Genomic DNA, 22,685 nt, shown 5'->3' with positions numbered 1-22,685 from the left:
GGTGTTCGCGGGTCGAGCGTGGCGGGCGTCGCCCGTCGCAGCGCCTCTCGACCCCGAGCCGACGATACCGGACCGGCCCGGTGCGCGGGGTCCCGGCGGCTGCCGCACGCCACGGCCCAGGGCACCGCCCGCGCCGCCGGGTTATCGCGAGGTGCGGCACCTGGGGCCTTCCGATGTCGGGACACCGCGACATGCGGCACGTCGAGAGGCGGAGCCACGACCTACCGCTCGGGGGGTCTCGTGGGGGCGATCGGCGTGCCGGTCGGCGGGGCGGGGGTTGCGCCGGACCCGAGCGGCTGCCACGGTCGGTGGGTGGCGACCGGGAACGACGTGACGCAGGCGGCGTCCGAGATGCTCGCCGTGCTGGGCCCGCAGGTCGGGCGGGACTGGACCGTCGCGGCCGGCGGCCTGAAGTGGAGCTGCTGGACCACCGCCGCCCACGTCGCCCACGACCTGCTGGCCTACGCCGGGCAGGTGGCCGGCGCTCCCACCGACGGGTACCTGCCGTTCGATCTGGTGGTCTCCCCCACGGCGACGCCGGCCGAGGTGCTGGAGGTGGTGCGGGCGGGCGCGGGGCTGCTGCGGGCCGCCGTCGACACCGCCGGGCCACAGGTACGGGCCTGGCACTTCGGCCCCTGCGACGCGGCGGGCTTCGCGGCGATGGGGGTGGCCGAGACGTTGCTGCACACCGACGACATCGTCCGGGGCCTGGGGGTGCCGTGGCGGATTCCGCCGCAGTTGGCCGCCGTGGTGGTGGCGCGGCTGTTCCCGGACGCGCCGGCCGGTCCCGCGCCGGAGGTGCTGCGATGGCTCACCGGGCGGGGGACGATGCCCGGCCGACCTCGGCGTACGTCCTGGACGTGGCGGGCGGCGCGGGGCTGAGGCGCCGCTACCTCGTCGAGGACCCCGGCGCCTGCTGGTCAGGCCGACGGGCGGCGGCGGAACGGACGCCAGGGCCGCCGTGGCGGCGCGGCGGGCGGGCCCCCGGAGGCGGTCGGTGACCCGCGACGCTGCTCCCGCCACTGGTCGACGACGGCGTCGACGTTGACGGGCCGGACCACCACCCGGGGGCCGGTGGGCGTACGCAGCCAGGCCATGATCTGCGTGTTCAGGTCGGCGACGACCGCCCGCACGGACTGCTCGGTGGGCAGGTCGCGCACCTCGTCGGGCAGCCGCTCGATGCGGCGGCGAAGCTGCAACGGGGTGGGCAGCAGCAGATCACCGGGCAGCTTCTCCCGTTCGATCAGGCTCTTGATCCACCACGACTCGTCGTAGGGCAGGTCGCGACCCGGGATGGGTTTACCCGCCCCGGGCAGGCCGTCGAAGTCGCCGCGTTCCTGGGCGGCGCGGATCTGCGCCTCGACCGCCGCCTCCCACGCGTACACCCGCAGTCACCTCCCGATCCACCGTAGCGCGCGCCGGGAGGCGGCGGCGGCCCGGTTCAGCCGGCCGTCTCGCGGAGCACGGCGACACCACCCGGGTCGAGCCGGACCCGTTCGACGGGTGCGCCGGTGCGCAGGTCCACCCCGGCGGCGGGTACCTGCTGCGGTCGGTCGGTGTGGTTGAGCAGGAACAACCAGCTCGCTCTGTCCCTGCGGCGGCGGACCGCCTCCACCCCCGGCGGCGCGCCGGGACAGGTGGGTGTGACCCCGGCCACCCGGGCCGCCTGGGTCAGCAGCCGGCCGTGGGTGTCGTCGTCGGGACGGGTCGAGACGTACCAGATGGTCGAAGCACCCCGGTCGTGCCGGGTGACGGCCGGCAGTCCGTCGAGCACCCCGCCGACGTACGTCGACACCGCCCGCGCGCCGGCCAGCCGAACCGTCTCGGACCACAGCCGCGCCGTCCCGCCGCCGGTCAGCGGCAACCGGTCGTCGGCGGCGAGCGGGTGGAACTCCTCCACCCGGACGCCCAGCAGGTCTCGCAAGGCACCGGGGTAGCCGCCGAGACGGACCCGGGCGTGCTCGTCGGCCACCCCGCTGAGGTACGTCACCAGCAGGTGCCCGCCCGCTGCCACGTGGTCGCGAACCCAGCCGGCGGTGGCGTCGCGGACCAGGTAGAGGGCGGGGAGCACGAGCAGCCGGTGCCCGTCGAGCCGGTCGCCGGGGACGACGACGTCGCAGGCGTACCCGGCCCGCCACAGCGCCCGGTGCGCGGCGGCGACCTCGGTGTCGTGGTCGAGTCGGGGCGACGGCATGCCGGGGTGGCGCAGCGCCCAGTCGCTGCCGGCGTCGCGGGCCAACGCGATCGACGTCTCGACGGGGCCGTCGACCTCGGCGAGGTCGGCCAGCAGCCCGCCCAGTTCCACGGCCTCGCGGAAGACCCGGCTGTCCGGGCCGGCGTGCGGGACGAGGGCGGAGTGGAAGCGTTCCGCGCCGCCGACGGGGGCCCGCCACTGGAAGAACATGGCACCCCGGGATCCCCGGGCGACGTGCGCGAGGCTGTGCCGCAGCATCCGCCCGGGTTCCTTGGTGTGCATCCGGCCGGCGGTGTGGATCTGGTTGGGGGCGCTCTCCATGAGCAGCCAGCCCGGTGTACCGCCGTGCCGGGCCCAGCCGCGGGCGAGGTCGGCGGCGAGGGCCGTCTGTTCCTCGGCGCCGCCGTCGACCGCGTCGGGGTAGTGGTCGATCGCCACCAGGTCCACCTCGGCGGCCCAGCGGGCGTGGTCGACGGGCACCCAGTCGCCGAGGACGTGGTTGGTGGTGACGGGCACGGCCGGGTTGGCGGCGCGCAGCAGGTCGCGTTGCTCGGTGTACGCGGCGAGCAGGGTGTCCGACCAGAACCGGCGGAAGTCGAGCAGTTGACCGGGGTTGGCCAGGTACTGGGTGGCGCGGGGCGTGGTGATCTGCGCCCAGTCGGTGTAGTGCTGGCTCCAGAAGCTGGTGGTCCAGGCGTCGTTGAGGGCGTCGAGGGTGCCGTGACGGTGGGCCAGCCAGCGGCGGAACGCCCTGGCGGTGTGTTCGCAGTGGCAGCTGGTGCCGTACTCGTTGTGCACGTGCCACAGGGCCAGGGCCGGGTGGTGGGCGTACCGGTCGGCGAGGGCGCCGGCGATGCGCCGCGCGGCCTCGCGGTAGGCGGGCGCGGCGGCGCAGTAGGTGTCGCGGCTGCCGTGGTGCAGGCGCACGCCGTCGGCGGTGACGGGCAGCGCGTCCGGGTGGGCCAGGGAGAACCAGGGTGGCGGGGACGCGGTGGGGGTGGCCAGGGCGACCCGGATCCCCCCGTCGTGCGACAGGTCGAGGACCCGGTCGAGCCAGTCGAAGGTGTACCGGCCGGGGGTGGGTTCCAGTCGGGACCAGGCGAACACGCCGACGGTGACCAGGTTCACCTGGGCCCGCCGCATCAGGTCGATGTCCTCGGCCCACACCTCGGCGGGCCACTGTTCGGGGTTCCAGTCGCCGCCATAGCAGAGCCGACCGTCACCAATCATGATCCACCATCCAGGTTTGTTTGATAGGTGATCAAACTAGGAAGCCGGTCGGGGCATGTCAACGCTGGTGGTTCGCGAGCGCGACGGTAAGAGTCGTTGACAGTTCGTTGGGAAGTTAAAGAAACTATCGGTGCCGCCGGAACCGCTGTTCGAGGAGACGCCGATGCCCTACCGCCCGCCGCTGGTGCCGTACGAGACCTTCGTGGCCGATCCGCCCGACCTGCCGGTGCGGGGCCCCGGTGAGGACGGCTCCGCGCTCGTCGGCCGGGCCGAGATCGTCGGCACCGACCCGCACGGGGTCACCGTCAAGGCCACCCTCTCCGACGGGGCGAGCACCGTGGTGCGGGTCGACTCCGCCGGCGACGGCGTGATCCGGGTACGTCTCGCCGAGGACCCGCAGGCCCGCAGCCGCTCGGCCCGCGTGCTGCCGCTGGTCCGGCCGGGTGACCACCCCGCCACGGTCACCGTGGACGACGCGACGGTGCGCGTCGACGCCGGCTCGCTGGTCGCCGAGATCCGGCTCGACCCGTGGCACCTGCGGTTCCTGCGTCCCGACGGCCGGGAGCTGCTGCGCCAGGACCCGGGCACCCGCGACATCAGCGGCCGGCGCCGCACCCTGCCGTTCGGCCGCTCCACCGTCGACGGGACGACCGTCGCCTGGCACGAGAGCTTCGTGGCCCCCGGCGACGAGCGGTTCGTCGGCTTCGGCGAGAAGTTCACCCCGCTGGACAAGCGCGGCCAGCGGGCCCTGATGTGGAACTTCGACGCCTTCGGCGGGGAGTCGGACCGGTCCCACAAGAACGTTCCGTTCTACCTGTCCAACCGCGGCTACGGGGTGCTGGTCGACAGCGGCCTGCCGGTGCAGTTCGACGTCTGCCAGTCCACCCACAGCAGCGTGCAGATCCTCGTCCCCGACGACCTGCTCGACTACTACGTGCTCGCCGGCCCCACCCCCGCCGAGATCCTGGACCGCTTCGACACGCTCACCGGCCGGCCGTACCTGCCGCCGCGCTGGGCGTTCGGGGCCTGGATCTCCTCCGGCTTCTTCCCCGACAGCCAGCAGCGGGTGCTGGAGCGGGCCCGCCTCGTCCGCGAACGCGGCATCCCCTGCGACGTGCTGCACCTGGACTGCTACTGGCAGGTCGACGGCCGCTGGTCGGACATGCGCTGGGACGCCGAGGCGTTCCCCGACCCCGACGGCATGCTGGCCGCCCTGCGCGAGCAGGGGTTCCGGGTGTGCCTGTGGATGAATCCGTACCTGATGACCGACAGCCCCCGCTACGCCGAGGCCGCCGAGGCCGGATACTTCCTGCGCCGACCCGACGGCTCCCCGTACGTGGCGGACGTGTGGCACGGCAGCTACCCGCCCTGCGCCATCGTCGACTTCACCAACCCCGCCGCCGTCGAGTGGTTCACCGGCCTGCTGCGGCCCCTGCTGGAGCAGGGCGTCGCGGTGTTCAAGACCGACTTCGCCGAAGGTGTGCCCGCCGACGCGGTCGCCCACAACGGGATGACCGGCGTCGAACTGCACAACGTGTACGCGCTGCTGTTCAACGACGTGGTCGCCGCCGTGACCGAGGAGGTGGCCGGGCACCGTACGGTGTGGGCCCGATCCTCCTATCTGGGCGGGCAACGGCACAGCGTCCAGTGGAGCGGCGACGTCAACGCCACCTGGCCGGGCCTGGCCTCCACCCTGCGCGGCGGCCTGTCGCACGGGCTGTCCGGAGTGCCGTTCTGGAGCCACGACACCGGCGGCTTCCACGGCACCCCGGAACCGGACCTGTACGTGCGCTGGACCCAGTTCGGCGCGCTGTCTCCGCTGGTCCGGCTGCACGGCACCACCAGTCGCCTGCCGTGGGAGTTTCCCGCCGAGGCCGAGCGGCACGCCGTGGCCGCGCTGCGGCTGCGCTACCGGCTGATGCCGTACCTGTGGTCGGCGGCGGTGCGGGCCGCCCGCACCGGCACCCCGGTGATGCGTGCCCTGCTGGTCGACACTCCCCAGGATCCGACCGCCTGGACCACCGACCTGCAGTACCGCCTCGGGGAGGACCTGCTGGTCGCCCCCGTCGTCGACCCGTCCGGGGAACGCGACGTGTATCTGCCCGTCGGCGACGACTGGGTCGACGCCGCCACCGGGCACCGACACCGCGGCGGGCAGCACCTGCGCGTCCGGGTTCCGCTGGAGCGGATGCCGCTGTACGTGCGCCACGGCACGCTGCTGCCGCTGGTGGAGACCGCCGACACCGTCGCCGAGGGCCCGTTCCGCGACGTCACCCTGGTCTGCTGGGGGGCGGTCGACGGCCGGACGGTGGTGCACGACGTCGACGGTGACACCGAGATCGAGGCGGTCCGCGACGGCGACGAGTTGCGGGTGTGGACGCGAGGGCCGCTGCAGGTGGGGCAGCTGGTGCTCGCCGGGGTCGGCGACGCCGATCTCCCGGCCCGGTTGCTGCTCAATGGTGGGGCGGTGACCGTTCGGTCCGTCGAGGGTCTGTTCTCCGAGGCGGGCTGACCACCCGGGCGGCACCCGCACTGGACGGGACGGGTGCCGCCCGGATGGGGCCGGACCCCCGCTAGAGTTAGTTGGGGATCCCACCGAACATTCAGGAGACGGTCATCCGTCGCACAGGACAGGGTGGACCGGCCGAGGGGCCGGTCCGCTCCGGTAGGCGATGATGGTGGCGCACCCCTCCTCGGGACCGCGCACCGTCGGCGCAGGAAACGGACAGATCGTGATCAGCATCCACACCGAACCCCAGCCGACCGACCTCGGCGACGTGCGGGTCACCAACCGGGCCGTGGTGCTGCGCCACGTCCGGCTGCACGCCCCCTGCTCCCGCGCCGACATCGCCGCGCGGACCGGCCTGAACAAGGCCACCGTGTCCAGCCTGGTGACCGAGCTGATCGACCGGCGGCTGCTGCGCGAGACCGGGCTCACCGAGAACCGCGTCGGCCGACCCGCCACCATGCTGGTGCTCGACGGCGAACCGTACGCCGCGCTCGGTGCCCAGATCGCCGCCGACGAGCTGGTCCTCGCCGCGGTCGACCTGGGCGGCAACCGGCTGCTCACCTGGCGGCGGGCCTTCGCCACCCCGGCCTGTTCCCCCGCCGACACCGTGGCGGCCCTGGCCGCCCTGACCCGGCGGGCCACCGCGCGACTGACCGCACAGGGGCGGGCCGTGCTCGGCCTGACCGTCGCGGTGCCCGGCCTGGTCGACGCCACCGGGAGTGTGCCGGTGGCCACGGAACTGGGCTGGCGCGACGTCACGCTCGCCGCCGACCTGCGTGCGGCGCTGCGCGAACCCGACCTCGCCGTGGCCGTCGACACGGACGCCAACCTCGCCGTGCTGGCCGAACACCGCCACGGCGGGTACGCCGGCACGACCGACCTGGTGCACCTGACCGGCGGGGCGTCCGTCGGCGCGGGTGTGGTGGCCGGTGGTCGGCTCCTGCGCGGCAGTCGTGGTTTCGCCGGCGGGATCGGCCACGTCGGTCTCGTCGAGTCCGGGCCCGCCTGCGGCTGCGGCCGACGCGGCTGCCTGACGGCGCTGGCCGGCCTGCCCGCCGTGGTCGGGCGGCTGCTGCCCGACGCCGACGCCGACGGGCCGGTCACCGACTACCTGCCCGAGCTGGACCGCATCCAGGCGCTGGCCCGGCAGGGCGACCCCGCCGTCCACGCCGCGCTGACGGAGATCGGCCGCGACCTCGGCCACGCGGTGGCGGTGCTGGCGAACCTGCTCAACCCCGAGGCGGTCGTGGTGGGCGGTCACCTCGCCGTGCTGTCCCCCTGGCTGCTGCCGGCGGCGAGGTCGGAGCTGGCCGCGCGGACCCACGCCCCCGGCGCGGGGGGCTGTCGGCTCGACGCGTCCACTCTCGGGCCCACCGCGGCGGCGCTCGGCGGGGCCACCGCCGCGCTCGCCGGCATCGAGTCCGGTCGGCTGCCGGCCCACTGACCGACGCGGGCCGCCGCAAGCCTTGACCGGACCGGCCGGCAGTGCCAACCTCAGACGAGCCGTCCCGTCCGGGCAATCGGGGCGGCTTGTTCTCGCACGGTTGTCGAAGCGCTTCGCCTGCGTCCGGGCCGACCGTCGTGCCGACACCCCCACCACGCGACACCGCTCGCCCCGCCGCCGAGTCGAAACGCTTCGATACCGGGCGGTCGGAGAGTACACGGAAGGCGACCCCACCATGACCGACAGCACCACCCCGTCCCGGGCCCGCGTCGACGACCTGCTGCGCCGGCTCACCACCGCCGAGAAGATCGGCCTGCTGCACCAGTGGCAGGCCCCCGTCCCCCGGCTCGGCCTGCGCCCGTTCCGCACCGGCACCGAAGCCCTGCACGGCGTCGCCTGGCTCGGACCGGCCACCGTGTTCCCCCAGGTCGTCGGCCTCGCCGCAAGCTGGAACGCCGACCTGGTGCGGGCCGTGGGCGACGCCGCCGGCAAGGAGGTGCGCGCCAAGCACCACGCCGACCCCGAGCAGGTCGGCCTGAACGTGTGGGCGCCGGTGGTCAACCCGCTGCGCGACCCGCGCTGGGGCCGCAACGAGGAAGGCTGGTCCGAGGACCCGTGGCTGACCGGGCGACTCGCCACCGCGTACGCCCAGGGGCTGCGCGGCGACCACCCGCGGCGGCTGCGGACCGCCCCGACGCTCAAGCACTTCCTCGGCTACAACAACGAGACCGACCGGGCCACCACCTCCAGCGACCTGCCCCCGCGGGTGTTGCACGAATACGAACTGCCCGCCTTCCGCGCCCCGCTCGCCGCCGGTGCCGCCGTGGCCGTGATGGCCTCATACAACCTGGTCAACGGGGTGCCGGCGCACCTGAGCCCGCTGATCGCCGACGAACTGCGCCGCTTCGCGCCCGACGTGCTCGTCGTCGGCGACGCCGGGGCCGTCACCAACATCGCCGGAGTGCAGGCCCACCTGCCCGACCACGTCACCGGTTTCGCCGCCGCCCTGCGCGCCGGCATCGACAGCTTCACCGAGGACGACGCCGACAGCGCACCCACCGTCACCCGGCTCACCGAGGCCCTCGACCGTGGCCTGCTCGACATCTCCGACGTCGACGCCGCGGTACGGCGGATCCTCACCGTCCGGGAACGCCTCGGCGACCTGGACCCGCCCGGCGACGACCCGTTCGCCGGGGTGACGCCCGAGGTGGTGAACGCTCCCGCCCACCGGGAACTGGCCCGTGAGGCCGCCCGGCAGTCGGTGGTGCTGCTGCGCAACGAGGCGCTGCTGCCCCTCGCCCCGCAGACGCGGGTGGCCGTGCTCGGTCCCCTCGCCGACCTGGTCCACACCGACTGGTACAGCGGCACCCTGCCGTACGCGACGACCCTGGGCGAAGCCCTCGCCGGGCGGCTGCCCGTCGTCACCACCCACCCGGGAGTCGACCGGATCGCCCTGCGTGTCGACGGACGCGCCGTGGGCTGCCCCGCCACCGCCGACGGCGGCCCACTGACCCTCGACGACGACGCCGCCTGGTTCGACGTGTACGACTGGGGTCGCGACACGGTGGCGCTGCGGGCCGTCGGCAACGGACGGCACGTCGGCGCCGACGACGACGGGGCGCTCGTCAACGACCGTCCCGGACCGGGCGGCTGGGTGGTGCGGGAGACGTTCCGCTTCCACCACCGCCCAGACGGCACCCTGTTGCTGCACCACCTCGCCACCGACCGGTACGTCACCGTGGACGACGGCGGCCGGTTGCGCGCCTGCGCCGCCACCGCGGACACCGCGACCGTGTTCACGGTCGACCTGGTGGTCGACGGTGCGGCCGAGGCCGCCGCGCTGGCCGCCGACGCGGACGTGGCCGTGGTGGCGCTGGGCAACCACCCGATGGTCAACGGCCGGGAGACCGAGGACCGCCTCGACCTGGCCCTGCCACGCGGGCAGGAGGAACTGCTGCGGGCGGTCCGGGCCGCGAACCCGCGCACCGCCCTCGTGGTGACCAGCAGCTACCCGTACGCGCTCGGATGGGCCGACGCGCACGTGCCGGCGGTGCTGTGGTCGGCGCACGGCGGCCAGGAACACGGCGCGGCGCTGGCCGACGTGCTGCTGGGCGACGCCGACCCCGCCGGCCGGCTCACCCAGACCTGGTACGCCGACGCGGCCGACCTGCCGGACCTGCTCGACTACGACATCGTCGACGTCGACGCCACCTACCTGTACCACCGGGGTGACCCGCTGTACCCGTTCGGCCACGGTCTCAGCTACACCCGGTTCGACTACGCTGACCTGCGGGTGAGCGCGGGGACGGCGTCGGTCGGCGAGGAGGTCGAGGTGAGTGTCGAGGTCACCAACACCGGTGCCCGCCCGGGCGTGGAGGTGGTGCAGCTCTACACCCGGCAACGACGCTCCCGCGCCAAGCAGCCGCTGCGCCAGCTGCGGGACTTCGCCAGGATCACCCTCGACCCGGGCCAGCGACGCACGGTGACGCTGCGCCTGCGTACCGACGAGTTGTCCTGGTGGGACGCCGAGCGGGACGGCCTCGTCGTCGAGGACGCCACGCACACCCTCATGGTGGGCCGCTCCGCCCGCGACGTGCGCCTGCTCGGTGCCCTGCGGGTGCACGGCGGGCCGGTCGCGGACCGGCGGCAGGGCGACCCGGTCGCGGACCGCCCGGCGGCGGGCGGGCGGCGGTGACGGCCGGCCGCGGGCGACGCACGCCCGACCAGCCCACCATCACCGACGTCGCCCGGCACGCCGGGGTCGCCGTGAGCACCGTGTCGTACGTGCTCAGCGGCAAACGGGCCATCTCCGAGGTGACCCGCAACCGGGTGCTGGCGAGCATCCGGCTGCTCGGCTACCACCCGCACGCCGGCGCGCGGGCCCTGGCCAGCCGCCGGTCCAACGTGATCGCCCTGGTCCTGCCGCTGCGCTCCGGCATCCAGGTGCCCGTGGTGATGCAGTTCGCCACCGCTGTGGTCACCGCCGCCCGTCGACACGACCACGACGTGCTGCTGCTCACCTCCGACGAGGGGCCGGCGGGGCTGCGCCGCATCGCCGCCGGTGCCCTCGTCGACGGCATCGTGCTGATGGACGTGGAACTCGACGATCCGCGGGTGCCGCTGCTAGCCGAGCTGGGGCGACCCAGCGTGCTGATCGGCCTGCCCGCCGACACCACCGGCCTGACCTGCGTCGACCTGGACTTCGAACGGGCCGGTCAGGTGTGCGTCGACCACCTGGCCGGGTTGGGGCACCGGCGGATCGCCCTGCTCGGCGCACCGGCCGCCGTCTACGAGCGTGGCACCGGCTTCGCCCACCGCACCGTCGCCGGCGTGACGGCTGCCGCCGCCCGCCACGGTGTCGACGCGGTGGTGCTGCCCTGCGAGGAGGGCGCCGCCGACATCCACCGCACCGTGGCGGACCTGCTGGAACGTCACCCCGACACGACGGGCCTGATGGTGCAGAACGAGGCGGCTGTCGCTCCGGTGCTGGCCGCCCTGGCCGGTCTCGGCCGGCGGGTGCCGCACGACGTGTCCGTCGTCGCGATCTGCCCCGACCTGTTCGCCGCCCAGACCAGCCCGATGCTGACCTCGGTGCCGGTGCCCGCCGAGGAGATCGGCCAGCAGTCGGTGTCGCTGCTGATGCGTAAGCTCGCCGACGAGCCGGTCCCGCGGACCACCCTGCTGCCACCCCGGCTGACCGTGCGGGACAGCACCGCCGCGCCGGTCGGGGCCCACCCGTGAGGTCCGGGCCGCCCGCGTCCGCCCACCGCATCGTCGACACCGCTCCCGCCGAGAGCTGGGAGGACGCGTTCCTGTCCGGCAACGGCGAGTACGGGATCATGGTGTACGGCGTGCCGTACGCGGAACGGATCGTCTGCAACCACCACCGGTACGTGCTGCCCAACGGCACCCGGCACGCCCGCCCGCCCGAACTGGCCGCCCTGCTGCCCCGGATCCGGGAGCTGATCCTGACCGGCCGGCGGGCCGAGGCGGGCCGGCTGCTCGCCGGTGACGGGCCGCTGCGCTGGACCCAGTCGTACCATCCGGGGTTCGCGCTGACCGTCGACGGCGACGGCCCGCCGGTGCGTGACTACCGGCGCAGCACGGACTTCGACACCGGTGAGGTGCGCACCGAGTGGTCCGGCGGGCGGCGACGGTCGTTCGTCTCCCGCGCCGACCGGCTCGCCGTCACCGAACTCGACATGGGGCCGTGCACGGTCGGGGCGACCGGTGACCTGCCGGGCCGCCCGGCGAGCGTGGACTACGACGTGACGGCGTACCGCCGCGACGGCCTGGTGTTCCTGCGGGTGCGGGGCCGCTACCCCGACGCGGACGGCGCGTACGGCTTCGAGGGCCTGACCCTGGTGCGCGGCGACGCCGAACCGGCCGGCGACCGGGTGCTGGTCGCCGGGCCGGCGCTGCTGACCACCGTCCTGGACCGGGTCGACGACCTGCGGTGGCGCACCGGGCGGTGGGAGCGGCGGCTCGCCGACGCCGACGCCGACTACGCCGCTCTGCTGGCCCGGCACCTGCCCGCGCACGCGGAACCGTACCGGCGGGTCAGCCTCGACCTGGGGGTGTCACAGGAGGACCGGCGGCTGCCCGTCGGTGAGCTGCTGGCCAGGCAGGCCGCCGACCCGGACCGGCTCGATCCGGCGCTGCTGGAACGGCTGTTCCACGCCGGCCGGTACCTGCTGTTCAGCGCCTCCGGGGTGTTGCCGCCGCGGTTGACCGGGCTGTGGCTGGCCTCGTGGGACGCGGCCTGGGCGGGTGACTTCACCACCGACGCGAACCTGAACCTGCAACTGGCCGCAGCGAACCTGGGGGCGTTGCCGGAGGTCACCGCCGCACACGCCCGGCTGGTCCGCGACCAGGTCGACGACTGGCGGCGCAACGCCCGCGCCGTCCACGGCGTGGCCGGGCTGCTGGCCCCCAGCCGCACCGACGGCGAACACGGGCACCTGTTCCACCTGCATCCCGAGTGGCCGTTCGCGGCGTGGCTGCCCGGCGCGCACTGGCTGCTGCTGCCCCTCTACGAGCACCATCTGGTCACCGGGGAGCCCCTCGGTGAGGTGGCCGGCTGGCTGGTGGAGGTGGCGGAGTTCTTCGCCGGGTTCCTCACCGTCACCGGCGACGACGGACGGCTGGTGATCGTGCCGTCGTACTCGGCGGAGACCGGACCGCTGGGCCCGGACGACCGGCCGGTGCCGGCGGCGGTCAACGCCACGATGGACGTCGCCGCCGCCCGGCACGCCCTGACGCTGGCCGCCGCGCTGACCGGCGAGGACCGCTGGTCGGCGCTGGCGGCGCGGCTGCCCGACTACGTGGTGGACGGGCGCGGCGCGCTGGCCGAGTGGGCGTGGCCCGGTTACCGCGCCGACGACGACCACCGGCATGTCAGCCACCTCTACCCGGTGTGGCCGCTGGACGAGATCAACCCGGACGACACGCCGGAGCTGGCGGCGGCGGCGCACCGCGCGTTGACGGTCCGCGGCGACGAGAACCTGTCGGCGCACGGCAGCCTGCACCGGGCGTTGGCGGCGGCCCGACTGCGCGACGGTGACCTGGTGGCCGCGAACCTGCGCAAGATCGTCGGGGCGGACATGTTCTTCCGGTCCCTGATGAGCGCCCACAATCCCGGCCGGGTGACCTACAACGCCGACGCCGCGCACACGCTGCCCGCCGTGCTGGTCGAGTCGCTGGTGCAGGCCCGGCCGGGGCTGCTGCGGCTGCTGCCGGCCCGCCTGCCGGGCCTGGACGCCGGGGTGCTGCGTGGGGTGACCCTGCCGGGGCGGCTGACCGTCGAGGAACTGGCCTGGACCGCGACGCGGGTGACGGTGCGCCTGACCTCGGCCGTCGGGCAGCGGGTCCACGTGACCGGCCCGCACGGTGGGGTCGACGTCGACCTGCCCGCCGGGGTTCCGGTCGACCTGACTTTCCCCGCCCGGCTACCGGGGGGCGCCTGACGGGTCAGCGGGTGAGGTCGCGGTGGCGGCGGAGCATGCCGGCGGCCAGCGGTGCGCCGTCGAGGTCACCGGCGGCGATCCGGCCGGTGAGCGTACGCCGCACGAGCCGGTCGGCCAGGGCGGGGGCGTGCCGGGCCAGGGCCAGCTCGACCCGGCCCCGGACGGTGGTGGCGACGTCGCGGGGCGCCCGCCGGGCCGTGGCCGCCCGCAGGATCGCCGCGACCACCCCGTGCACCGGTTCCGGTCGGGACACCCCGCGCAGGGACAGCCCCGCCTCGGCGGTGCTGTCGTGGATCGGTGAGGCCACCATGCTGGGGTAGACGACGCTCACCCCGACATGGGTGCCGACCTCGTGGCGCAGCGCGTCGGCGTACGCGACGAGGGCCCGTTTACTGACCCCGTAGGCGGCGGCCAGGGGCAGCGGCAGCACCGCCATCCGGCTGGCCACGAACACCACCCGTCCCCGGGCGGCCTCCAGCGCGGGCAGCGCGGCGGCCGTGGTCCGCCAGGCGGCCAGCAGGTTGACCTCCAGTTGCCGGCGCACCACCTCGTCGGGGGGCAGTTCGGCCGGGGCGGGCCCACCGATCCCGGCGTTGTTGACCAGCAGGTCGAGTCCGCCGAGCCGCGTGGTGGCCGCGGCGACGGCGGCGGGCACCGCGTCGGGGTCGGTCAGGTCGCAGCCGAGCACCGGCACCTCCACCCCGTCGACGGGGCGCAGGTCCAAGCCGACGACCCGGGCGCCGGCCCCGGTCAGGGCGGCGCACAGGTGTCCGCCGATGGTGCCGCGGGCGCCGGTGACGATCACCCGCCGGCCGTCGAGGGCGGTCACCGGGACACCTGCGGGGACCGTCCGGCGGCAGCCCGGTCGCGCGTCGCGCGTCGGGTGCCGACGGCCAGTTCCCGGCGCAGCTGCGTCAGGTACGCGTCGAAGTCGACCCGCATGGCGGGTCGGCGTGCGCCCCACCGGGTGGTGGCGGCGCGCAGTTCGGCGGCCACGGCGGACTCCCGCGCGGGCCGCGGCGGCAGCGCGTACGTGCCGGCGAGTTGCGCGGCGACGAGCTTGGCCTGCGCCTCGACCAGCGGGAACGCCGCGCCGGTCGACTGCATCAGGCCGACGAAGGCCAGCCCGGGGGCGTCGGGGTGGAACACGTGCCGGTACAGCGGCAGGGTGTCCGCGCCGTCGCCGAGCAGCGCCGGGTCGAGGAAGGGGATGTCGACCTGGTAGCCGGTGCACCACACCACCAGGTCGACCTCGTCGGTGCGGCCGTCGGTGAAGGTGACCCGGTCGCCGTCGAAGCGGGCGATGCCGGGGCGGGCCTCGACCTCGCCGTGGGTGAGGCGGGACAGCAGCCCGTCGGAAAGGGTGGGGTGGTCCTGCAGGAAGCCGTGGGCCGGGGCGGGCAGGCCGTAGCGGCCGGGTGGGCCGACGGTGGCGGCGAGCATGGCCTGGCTGATCCGCTGCCGTACCCGCCACGGCAGTCGCCGGGCCAGCGCCCCGTTGAGGGTGTCCGAGGGCCGGCCGAGCAGGTACTTCGGCACCACCCAGACGCCCCGGCGCAGCGACAACAGGGTCCGCTCGGCGGTGTGGGAGGCGTCCACGGCGATGTCCATGGCCGAGTTGCCGCCGCCGACCACGAGGACCCGGCGGCCGGCGAGCTGCTCCGGGCCGCGGTAGGCGTGGCTGTGCAGCTGGCGGGCGGTGCAGGTGCCCGGGTACGTCGGGGTGGGTTTGGGCACCCGGTTGTGGCCGTTGGCGACGACGACCGCGTCGACGGTGACCTGGACCGGGCCGTCGGGCCCGTCGGCGTGCACCGTCCACCGGCCCCCGGGTTCGCCGACCACCCGGTCGACGGTGTGTCGCAGCCGCACCGCCTGGTGCAGGCCGAACCGGTCGGCGTAGTCGGTGAGCCAACCGGCGACGCGGGTGTGGTCGGGGTAGTCGGGCCAGTGCGCCGGCATCGGGTGGTCGGCGAACTGGGTACGTGACCTGCTGGTGTTCAGGTGCAGGGTGCGGTACGCCGGTGAGCCGGGCGCCCCGTACACCCACAGGCCGCCGACCCGGTCGCCGGACTCGAAGGCCACGGCGGGCACCCCGGCGTCGGCGAGCGCCTTGAGGGTGGCCAGGCCGGCCGCGCCCGCACCGACGACCGCCACGGTGGGTTGCATCGTCCGCCCCTCCCTACTTATCCAACAGTCGTTGGATAATGGTCGGCGTGGGCCCGCCCGTCAAGAGCCCGCGGCCCGTAGAGGGCGTCGAGGAAGCGGTGCACGAAGGCCCGGAACTCCCGCCGCTCCCGCGCGGCGGAGCCGACCCCGGCGGCCAGGGCCACCACGTGCCCGTGCACCGCCCACACCAGGCTGCGCACCGTGACGTGCGGAGTGGGTTCGGCCAGCGCGCCCGCCTCGGCGGCGGCGGTCAACAACTGCGTGACCAGGTCGTACAGCGGTGCCGCGTACCGGGCGTCGAGCTCGGTGTGCCGCTGTGGCTCCAGCCACCGGCGCAGCCACAGCGCCGTGGTCTCGGGGTGGTCTTCCAGGAAGTCGACGAACACGTCGACCAGGTCGTGCAGCGCCTGCCGGGCCGCCGCCGGTCCGGCCGCCAGGGCCGCGTGGGCCCGGCCGGCGGCGGCCCGGAGCACGTCGCGTTCGGCGGCGAACACCCGCGCGAAGCAGGCGTCGTAGAGCTGCGCCTTGGTGCCGGTGTGGTGGGAGACCGTGGCGACGTCGACCCCGGCCGCGGCGGCGACCTCCCGCAGCCCGACGGCGTCGAAGCCGCGCCGGGCGAACAGCGCGGTGGCGGCGGCGATCACCCGCTCGCGGGTGGGGGGCGCGTCGTCGCGGCGGGGCCGACCGGGTCGGCGGCGGGGCGTGGTCATGTCGCCATTCTGCCCCTACAATCCGACGACTGTTGGATTGAGGCGGGCGGCACGCCCGGACGGGAGGGCCGCGATGACGGGTCTCGATCAGGGCCGCACCGACGTCGACCTGCCCCGCGGGCCGCTGGTCGGCTTCGCCACCGGATCGGTCGGCATGGGTGTGTGGGTGACCGTGCCGGGCCTGCTGTTGCTGTACTTCCTCACCGACGTGCTGGCCGTCGCGCCCTGGCTGGCCGGGCTGACGCTGCTGCTGCCCAAGGTCGCCGACGTGCTGCTGCACCCGTGGATCGGGCACCGCTGCGACGTCGAGCAGGCCCGCCGGGGCCACCGGCGGCGACTTCTGCTCGTCGGCTGTGTCCTGCCGGTGGCCTTCGCCGGCCTGTTCGCGGTGCCGGGCGGACTGACCGGCGCGTCGGCCGCCGCGTGGGTGGCGGTGGCGTTCGTCGCCGGCAACCTGCTGTTCGCCGCCTACCAGGTGCCCTACCTGGCCACCCCCGCCGACCTGCGGATCGGCTACCACGAGCGGACCCGGCTGATGGCCTTCCGGATGGTGGTGCTGACCCTGGGCATCCTGGTGTCCGGCCTGCTGGCGCCGCTGCTGGCCGGCGGCGACGACGCCAGCCGCGAGGGCTACCGGCGGATGGCCGTCCTGCTGGCCGTGGGGATGCTGCTCAGCATGCTGGTCGGGGTCGTCGGGATCGCCCGGTTGCGTCAGCTCGCCGCCGCCACCGCACCGCGGCACTCCGGCGGGTGGCGGGCCCTGACCACCAGTCTGCGGGACCGCCAGTTCCGGGCGCTGGTGACCGCCTACCTGGCCATGTCCACCACCACCCACCTCGTGCTCGCCGGGGTGCCCTACTACGCCGAGTACGAGCTGGGCCGCCCCGGCCTGACCACGGTGCTGGTGGCGGCGTTCGTCGCGCCGGCGCTGCTGGTCACCCCCGTCTGGCTGGCGGTGGCCCGCCGGTTCGGCAAGCAGCGGGCGCTGCTGAGCGCCCAGGGCGCGTTCGTCGCCGGTTCCCTGGTGCTGGCGGTCGGCGCCCCGGCCGGGCTGCCGGTGCTGGTGGCGGCCGTGGCGGTGCTCGGGGTGGCGTTCGCCGGCATGCAGCTGCTGCCGTTCTCCATGGTGCCGGACGTCATCCGGGCCAGCGGCGCGGCGGGGGCGGGCACCTACACCGGGGTGTGGACGGCCACCGAGGCCACCGGCGCGGCCCTGGGCCCCTGGGCGTACGCCCTGTGTCTGGCAGCCGGGGGGTTCGTGGCCTCCACGGCGACGCAGACCGTCGTCCAGCCGGCCGCCGCGCTCGACGCGATCCGGTGGGGCTTCGGGCTGCTGCCGGCGGCGTTGATGGTCGTGGCCGTGCTGCGGCAACGCCGCTACACCCTGGACGAGACGGCGCGCACCGCCGCGACGGTACGGCACTAGACTCGCACCCCGATGGACGCCGAGCCCGCCACCGACACCCGTCCCTGCGCCCACTGTGGCCGTGAGGTGCCGCAGCGCGCCGGTGCGGGCCGCCCGTTCCGCTACTGCCGGGACAACGACGGCGCCTGCCAGCGGGCTTCCCGCAACACCCGGATGCGGCACCGCAGCGCCCCCGGCCTGCCCGGTCAGGTGGCCCGCACCTGGGAGGCGGTGGACCGGCTCGACCAGGTCGTGCAGACCCTCACCGAGGCGCTGCACGCCGAGCTGTCCCCGGCCGGGGTGGAACGCCAGCTCGCCCAGGCGCGGGCCGAGGCCGCGGCGCAGGTCGCCGCGGCGCAGGCCGAACGCGACGAGGCGCTGCGGGCCGCGGAGGACGCCACCGCCGTCTCGGCCCGCGCCCGCCAGCAGACGCAGGCGGCGATCGCCGACCGCGACGCCGCCCGGGACGCGGCGCAGCGCGCGGTGGAGCGGGCCGCGACGGCCGACGCCCGCACCGAGCAGGCGGAGAAGGCCCAGGACACCGCCCGCCGGGAGGCCAGCGCCGCGCAGGCGCTACGGGTGCAGGCCGAACGGGACCGTGACTCGGCCCGTCACGAGCTACGCACCGTGCGCACGGAACTGGACGCCGAACGTCGCCGCGCCACCGACCTGACCGGCGAACGCGACGCCGCCCGCGCCGAGGCCGAACACGCCGCCCGCGCCGCCGCGGAGGCGGTGCAGCGCGCCGACCGGGCACGGACGGAGGCCGAACAGTCCCGTGCGGAGGCCGACCGCCTGCGCGCGGAGGCCGCGCAGGCCCACGCGTCGGCGGAGCGGGCGCGCGCCCAGACCGCCGCCGCCCAGCAGGACCGTCGGCAGGCCGACGCGGCCCGCGAACAGGCGGTGGCGCAGGCGGACCGGGCCCGCGAGGAGCTTGCCGCCCTCGCCGGCCGGCACGAGACGCTGCAGGGGGAACTGGCCGCCGCGCGGGCCGCCGCGACCGCCGCGCAGGCAGGCCTGGCGGACCTCACCGGGCGGCTGCGCGCCGCCGAGTCCGACCGGGACGAGGCCCGGCAGCGGGTCGCGCAGCTCGCCGACCAGGTCAGCGACCTCGCCGCCGCGCTGGCTCGCCTCACCCCGGCCCGCCCGACACCCTGACCCACCCGGGTCTCAATCCTGGGCGTACCCGGGCCAGCCGGCAGGATCGGCCCGCAGCTCGGCGAGGAGCTCGGGGCGGCGTTCGGCCAGTCGCCGCAGGTGCTGCCCGCGCAGCCACCGCACCAACCATCCGGCGGTCGTGGTGGCGGGGCCACCGGGCCGCCAGCCGACCACCACCTTGACCCGGACGTCCTCGGCGAGCCGCACGGTGCGCGGCGCCCCGGCGGGGATCAGCGTCGCGCCGGTGAGGGCCACCGCTGCCCCCTCCTGCAGGATGTGCCGCCCGCTGGGGCCGTTGAGCGCGGTGAACCGGACCCGGGGTGCGAATCCCGCAGCCCGGCAGACGGCCAGGACCGACCGGTGGTTGCGGCTACCCGCCGGCCCGGTCAGCCAGTCGTGTCCGGCCAACTCCCGAAGCGCGACGGTCTCCCCGTCGACTCCGACCCCGGGGGGCAGCAGCACGTACGCCGGTTCCTCGAACGCGACAGCGGTGTCCCATCCCGCCGGCACGGCGAGGCTGGCCAGGGGCAGGTCGGCGTAGACGCAGATGTCGGCGCTGAGCATCTGCGGCGCCCAGTCCGGGCCGGGGATGCTGACGATGTGCTGCTGCACGTCGACCATGGCCTCCTCGCGGAGCGCGTCGAGCAGCCCGGCGAACCCGAACTCGCAGACCACCTCCAGGTCGCAGGGCAGTGTCGGATCGTCGTCGGGCATCCCCGTCGCCGACAGCCGGGACAGCGCCTTCTCCAGCAGCCGCAGGTGGGGCAGCAGTTCGACGAGCGCCGGTGCGGCGGACACCCCGCCGGGGGTCCGCTGGAACAGCTCGGTACCGAAACGTCGTTCGATCCGGGTCACCTGGGCGCTGAGCGACGGTTGTGGTAACCCCAGTTGTCGGGCCGCGCCGCTGATCGATCCGCTCCCGAGGACCGCGGTCACCACCCGGACGTGCCGCATCGGCAGCACGTCGACACCGACGAGGTCGCAGACCGCTGCGCCCGCGGCGGCCGCCTCACCGACGGCACCGAGCGCGTCCCGGCCCCGGTCGGTGAGGTGGTAGTCGGTGCCGGTGCGGCGCAGCCACGGGTTCGCACCGGAACCGCAGAGCCGGCGCAGCCGCTTACGCACGGCCGTCTCACCGAGCCCGAGCCGCTGGGCGAGGGCCGGGAGTTCGGCGCCGTCGGCGACGCCGAGCACGAGCCGTAGATCTACTGTGTCCACGCACCGAATCGTATGGGTGGGCGCACCAGCTGGTAGTGCCGCCCGACGATCCGTTTCTGGTGGAATTCGTGGAGCCGGCAGTTCGCCCAGGTCGACCAGCCGGCGGCTGGTGGGGAGGGGCCCGGCCGGGACCGCCGGGTTCCTCCCCACCGGCCGGGTCCTCGACGTCTGATGGGACGGAGCAGCGGTCGGGGTGGCGGGACGACGATGATGGGGGGATGGGTAAGACGTACGAGCGTATCGACGGACGGCTGCGCACCTTCATCGAGGAGCAGCCGATGTTCTTCACCGCCACGGCGCCGCTGGCCGGCGACGGCACCATCAATCTGTCCCCGAAGGGCCTGCGGGGCTCGTGGGCGGTCCTCGACGACCGGACGGTGGCCTACCTCGACTTCGCCGGCAGCAACGCCGAGACCATCGCCCACCTGCGGGAGAACGGCCGCATCACCCTGATGTGGTGCGCGTTCACCGGCCCGCCGAACATCGTGCGGGTGCACGGGCGCGGCGAGCCGGTGTTCCGTGACGATCCCCGCTTCCCCGGCCTGCTGGCCCGGTTCCCCGACATCGACGCGGGCCTGCACGGGCTGCGCGCGGTCGTGGTGGTGACCGCCGACCTGGTCCGCGACACCTGCGGCTACGCGGTGCCGACGATGATCTACGACGGTGACCGTGACCTGCACGGCAGGCGGTTCGCGCGGGAGGACGACGCCTCCCTCGGCGCCTACTTCGCCGGCAAGGAGCATGTGGCCACGAGCATCGACGGCCTGCCGGGGCTGCCGCTGCCGTTGCCGCCGACCCCGGTGTCGTGACGGTCCGCCGGGCCGCTGCCGTGGCCGGTTACCCTTGTCAGGGCCCACCGTGGGCGCGGCGACGCGCGCGGTCGGGAATGGCCCGGTGGAAACGGACCGTTACACCGAGAAGACCAGCACCACGAACGAGGGGAATTCGATCATGGGCGAGCGCATGCTGCGCGGTAGCCGACTGGGCGCGGTCAGCTACGAATCCGACCGCAACACGGAGCTCGCGCCGCGTCAGACCCGCGAGTACCTGTGCGCCAAGGGCCACCAGTTCGAGGTCCCGTTCGCCGTCGACGCCGAGGTCCCCACGACCTGGGAGTGCAAGTTCGACGGCAGCGTCGCCCGGCTGGTCGACGGCAGCGAACCGGAGCAGAAGAAGGCCAAGCCGCCGCGCACCCACTGGGACATGCTGCTGGAACGGCGTTCGATCGCCGAGCTGGAGGACATCCTCGCCGAGCGGCTCCAGGAGGTCCGCACCCGGCGCGGCCGGGCCTGACCGTCCGTGCGACTAGACCCCGGGTGACCGCCCGGGGGCTCTCGTCGTGTTCGACCGTCAGGCCCCGGTGACGGTGACGCACCGGTGCAGGTGCGCACCGGTGCCGACCATGTCGAGCAGGGTGCGGGCCAGGGCCGTACGCGACACCTGCGACCGCAGCCCGGTCGCCACGTCGACACCCGTGGCGACCCGGCTGTCGGGGCCGTCGACCAGGCGCGTCGGGCGCACGAGGGTCCACTCCAGGTCGCTGCCGCGCACCGCCGCCTCGGCCCGCTCGGCCTCGGCTAGCCGGTCCCGCCCGACCAGCCGGGGCCACAGCAGCCGGGCGGGCCGGCTCTGCGCGGCGACGCTGTCGCCCACCCCGACGGTGGACACGCAGACCAGTCGCCGCACCCCGGCGGCCCGCATCGCGGCCACCAGGGCGGCGGTGCCCTCCGAACGCACGGTGCCGGGTTCCTGGCCGATCCGCACCCCCAGGCAGCTGACGACCGCGTCGACGCCGGCCAGGGCGGTGCTGACGGCGGCGACGTCGCGAGCGTCGCCGTTGACCACCGTGGCGTCGGGCAGCCGGGTCACCGCCGGGTCGCGGACCAGGGCAACCACGTCATGGCCAGCAGGGCCGGCCATGACCCGCACCGCCTGACCGGTCCCGCCGGTCGCCCCCACCAGGAGTATTCTCACCATGGAATGGAGAGTACTGCTCTCCGCTCTCTGTGTCGAGTAGGCTCTCCCCATGCGCCTGTCCGAACTGAGCCGCGCCACCGACGTGCCCACCGCGACCGTCAAGTGGTATCTGCGTGTCGGGCTGCTGCCCAAAGGCACCCCGACCGCCGCCAACCAGGCCCGCTACGACGTCACCCACGTCCGCCGGTTGCGACTGGTCCGCGCGCTGATCGAAACGGGCCGGCTCAGCGTCGACGCCAGCCGCCGGGTGTGCAACGCCATCGACGACGAGGACGTACCCCTGCACGAGGTCCTCGGCATCGCCCACCACGCCCTCGCCGAGACCGGCGCCCACACCACCGCCGGCACCCGCGCGATCAGCGCCGTCGACGCCTTCCTCGACCAGCGGGGCTGGCAGGTCCGCAACGATGCACCGGCCCGGGACGAACTCGCCGCCGTCCTGACCGCCCTGGCCGGCCTACGGGCCTCCGGCGCACCGCCCGTCGACAACGACGACTCCGTCACCGCGCTGCTGAACCCCTACGCCGACGCGGTCGACACCATCGCCGCCACCGAAGTCGCCGCCATCGACGACAAACTGCCCCGCGACGAGATCGTCGAACGGGTCGTCCTCGGCACCATCCTCATGGAACGCGCGTCAGGGGCACTGCGCCGCCTCGCCCAGGAACACCACTGGACGGCACGCCACCCCACCTGACCGCCACCGGC

18 protein-coding genes are annotated in these 22,685 nt (G+C 75.0%); 11 read left to right on the top strand and 7 right to left on the bottom strand.

From position 1 onward, the window contains the following. The first annotated feature begins 351 nt into the window (after positions 1–351). Positions 352–882, top strand: coding sequence for a maleylpyruvate isomerase N-terminal domain-containing protein (locus GA0070616_RS26695; RefSeq protein ID WP_091091762.1), 531 nt, complete (start codon positions 352–354; stop codon positions 880–882). Between the two features lie 38 nt (positions 883–920). Here the strand turns inward: GA0070616_RS26695 and GA0070616_RS26690 are convergent, their stop codons facing one another. Together GA0070616_RS26690 and GA0070616_RS26685 are read right to left on the bottom strand one after the other, a co-directional pair. Next, entirely contained in the window at positions 921–1,385 is a 465-nt protein-coding gene (locus GA0070616_RS26690) for a DnaJ family domain-containing protein (protein ID WP_091089191.1), read from the bottom strand. 56 nt (positions 1,386–1,441) lie between these two features. After that, positions 1,442–3,424 carry a beta-galactosidase gene (locus tag GA0070616_RS26685; RefSeq protein ID WP_091089188.1) on the bottom strand — a complete coding sequence of 661 codons (1,983 nt, stop codon included), beginning with the start codon at positions 3,422–3,424 and terminating at the stop codon, positions 1,442–1,444. A 130-nt stretch (positions 3,425–3,554) separates the two neighbouring features. Between GA0070616_RS26685 and GA0070616_RS26680 the strand changes: the two genes are divergently transcribed. The 5 genes from GA0070616_RS26680 (at position 3,555) to GA0070616_RS26660 (ending at position 13,343) form a co-directional block, all read left to right on the top strand. Then, on the top strand, positions 3,555–5,936 hold the full coding sequence (locus GA0070616_RS26680; protein ID WP_245712909.1) for a TIM-barrel domain-containing protein: 2,382 nt from the start codon (positions 3,555–3,557) through the stop codon (positions 5,934–5,936). A gap of 220 nt (positions 5,937–6,156) precedes the next feature. After that, a complete protein-coding gene (locus GA0070616_RS26675) occupies positions 6,157–7,377 on the top strand; it encodes an ROK family transcriptional regulator (protein WP_091091756.1) in 1,221 nt (406 codons plus the stop codon). A 235-nt stretch (positions 7,378–7,612) separates the two neighbouring features. Continuing rightward, a complete protein-coding gene (locus tag GA0070616_RS26670) occupies positions 7,613–10,072 on the top strand; it encodes a glycoside hydrolase family 3 C-terminal domain-containing protein (RefSeq protein ID WP_091089185.1) in 2,460 nt (819 codons plus the stop codon). Continuing rightward, the gene (locus GA0070616_RS26665) at positions 10,069–11,118 is read left to right on the top strand and encodes a LacI family DNA-binding transcriptional regulator (protein WP_091089182.1); all 1,050 of its coding nucleotides are present in this window, start codon (positions 10,069–10,071) and stop codon (positions 11,116–11,118) included. The genes GA0070616_RS26670 and GA0070616_RS26665 overlap by 4 nt, the downstream gene beginning before the upstream one ends. Continuing rightward, on the top strand, positions 11,115–13,343 hold the full coding sequence (locus GA0070616_RS26660) for a glycosyl hydrolase family 95 catalytic domain-containing protein (protein WP_091089178.1): 2,229 nt from the start codon (positions 11,115–11,117) through the stop codon (positions 13,341–13,343). The genes GA0070616_RS26665 and GA0070616_RS26660 overlap by 4 nt, the downstream gene beginning before the upstream one ends. Before the next feature lie 4 nt (positions 13,344–13,347). On the opposite strand, the gene GA0070616_RS26655 is transcribed toward GA0070616_RS26660, so the two are convergent. The 3 genes from GA0070616_RS26655 to GA0070616_RS26645 are packed head-to-tail and all read right to left on the bottom strand — an operon-like array spanning position 13,348 to position 16,219. Then, positions 13,348–14,172 carry an SDR family NAD(P)-dependent oxidoreductase gene (locus GA0070616_RS26655; protein ID WP_091089175.1) on the bottom strand — a complete coding sequence of 275 codons (825 nt, stop codon included), beginning with the start codon at positions 14,170–14,172 and terminating at the stop codon, positions 13,348–13,350. Then, the gene (locus GA0070616_RS26650) at positions 14,169–15,509 is read right to left on the bottom strand and encodes a flavin-containing monooxygenase (protein ID WP_091089172.1); all 1,341 of its coding nucleotides are present in this window, start codon (positions 15,507–15,509) and stop codon (positions 14,169–14,171) included. Before GA0070616_RS26650 ends, GA0070616_RS26655 begins: the two co-directional genes overlap by 4 nt. A 17-nt stretch (positions 15,510–15,526) precedes the next feature. Beyond that, a complete protein-coding gene (locus GA0070616_RS26645; protein ID WP_091089168.1) occupies positions 15,527–16,219 on the bottom strand; it encodes a TetR/AcrR family transcriptional regulator in 693 nt (230 codons plus the stop codon). A 73-nt stretch (positions 16,220–16,292) separates the two neighbouring features. On the opposite strand from GA0070616_RS26645, the gene GA0070616_RS26640 reads away from it, so the two are divergent. Together GA0070616_RS26640 and GA0070616_RS26635 are read left to right on the top strand one after the other, a co-directional pair. Then, positions 16,293–17,645: an MFS transporter gene (locus GA0070616_RS26640; RefSeq protein ID WP_091089165.1), complete on the top strand. Its 1,353-nt coding sequence runs from the start codon at positions 16,293–16,295 to the stop codon at positions 17,643–17,645. A 12-nt stretch (positions 17,646–17,657) separates the two neighbouring features. Further along, positions 17,658–18,782, top strand: coding sequence for a coiled-coil domain-containing protein (locus GA0070616_RS26635; protein ID WP_091089162.1), 1,125 nt, complete (start codon positions 17,658–17,660; stop codon positions 18,780–18,782). Positions 18,783–18,794: 12 nt separating this feature from the next. Here GA0070616_RS26635 and GA0070616_RS26630 read toward each other — a convergent pair whose 3' ends face one another. Further along, positions 18,795–20,000, bottom strand: coding sequence for a LysR family transcriptional regulator (locus tag GA0070616_RS26630; RefSeq protein ID WP_139129003.1), 1,206 nt, complete (start codon positions 19,998–20,000; stop codon positions 18,795–18,797). A gap of 218 nt (positions 20,001–20,218) precedes the next feature. On the opposite strand from GA0070616_RS26630, the gene GA0070616_RS26625 reads away from it, so the two are divergent. Together GA0070616_RS26625 and GA0070616_RS26620 are read left to right on the top strand one after the other, a co-directional pair. Then, complete coding sequence (locus tag GA0070616_RS26625) at positions 20,219–20,809, top strand: pyridoxamine 5'-phosphate oxidase family protein (RefSeq protein ID WP_091089154.1); 591 nt, start codon at positions 20,219–20,221, stop codon at positions 20,807–20,809. A 142-nt stretch (positions 20,810–20,951) separates the two neighbouring features. Then, positions 20,952–21,293: an RNA polymerase-binding protein RbpA gene (locus tag GA0070616_RS26620; protein WP_046564157.1), complete on the top strand. Its 342-nt coding sequence runs from the start codon at positions 20,952–20,954 to the stop codon at positions 21,291–21,293. Between the two features lie 57 nt (positions 21,294–21,350). On the opposite strand, the gene GA0070616_RS26615 is transcribed toward GA0070616_RS26620, so the two are convergent. Beyond that, positions 21,351–21,977 (bottom strand): NAD(P)-dependent oxidoreductase, encoded by a 627-nt coding sequence (locus tag GA0070616_RS26615; RefSeq protein WP_175440216.1) that lies wholly within the window; start codon positions 21,975–21,977, stop codon positions 21,351–21,353. Positions 21,978–22,026: 49 nt separating this feature from the next. Here GA0070616_RS26615 and GA0070616_RS26610 point away from each other — a divergent pair, with 49 nt between their 5' ends. Then, the gene (locus GA0070616_RS26610) at positions 22,027–22,674 is read left to right on the top strand and encodes a MerR family transcriptional regulator (RefSeq protein ID WP_091089148.1); all 648 of its coding nucleotides are present in this window, start codon (positions 22,027–22,029) and stop codon (positions 22,672–22,674) included. Positions 22,675–22,685: the final 11 nt, after the last annotated feature.

It is taken from the genome of Micromonospora nigra (assembly GCF_900091585.1).
GTDB classification, from domain to species: Bacteria; Actinomycetota; Actinomycetes; order Mycobacteriales; family Micromonosporaceae; genus Micromonospora; species Micromonospora nigra.
This window is presented reverse-complemented; position numbering and strand designations above follow the sequence as displayed.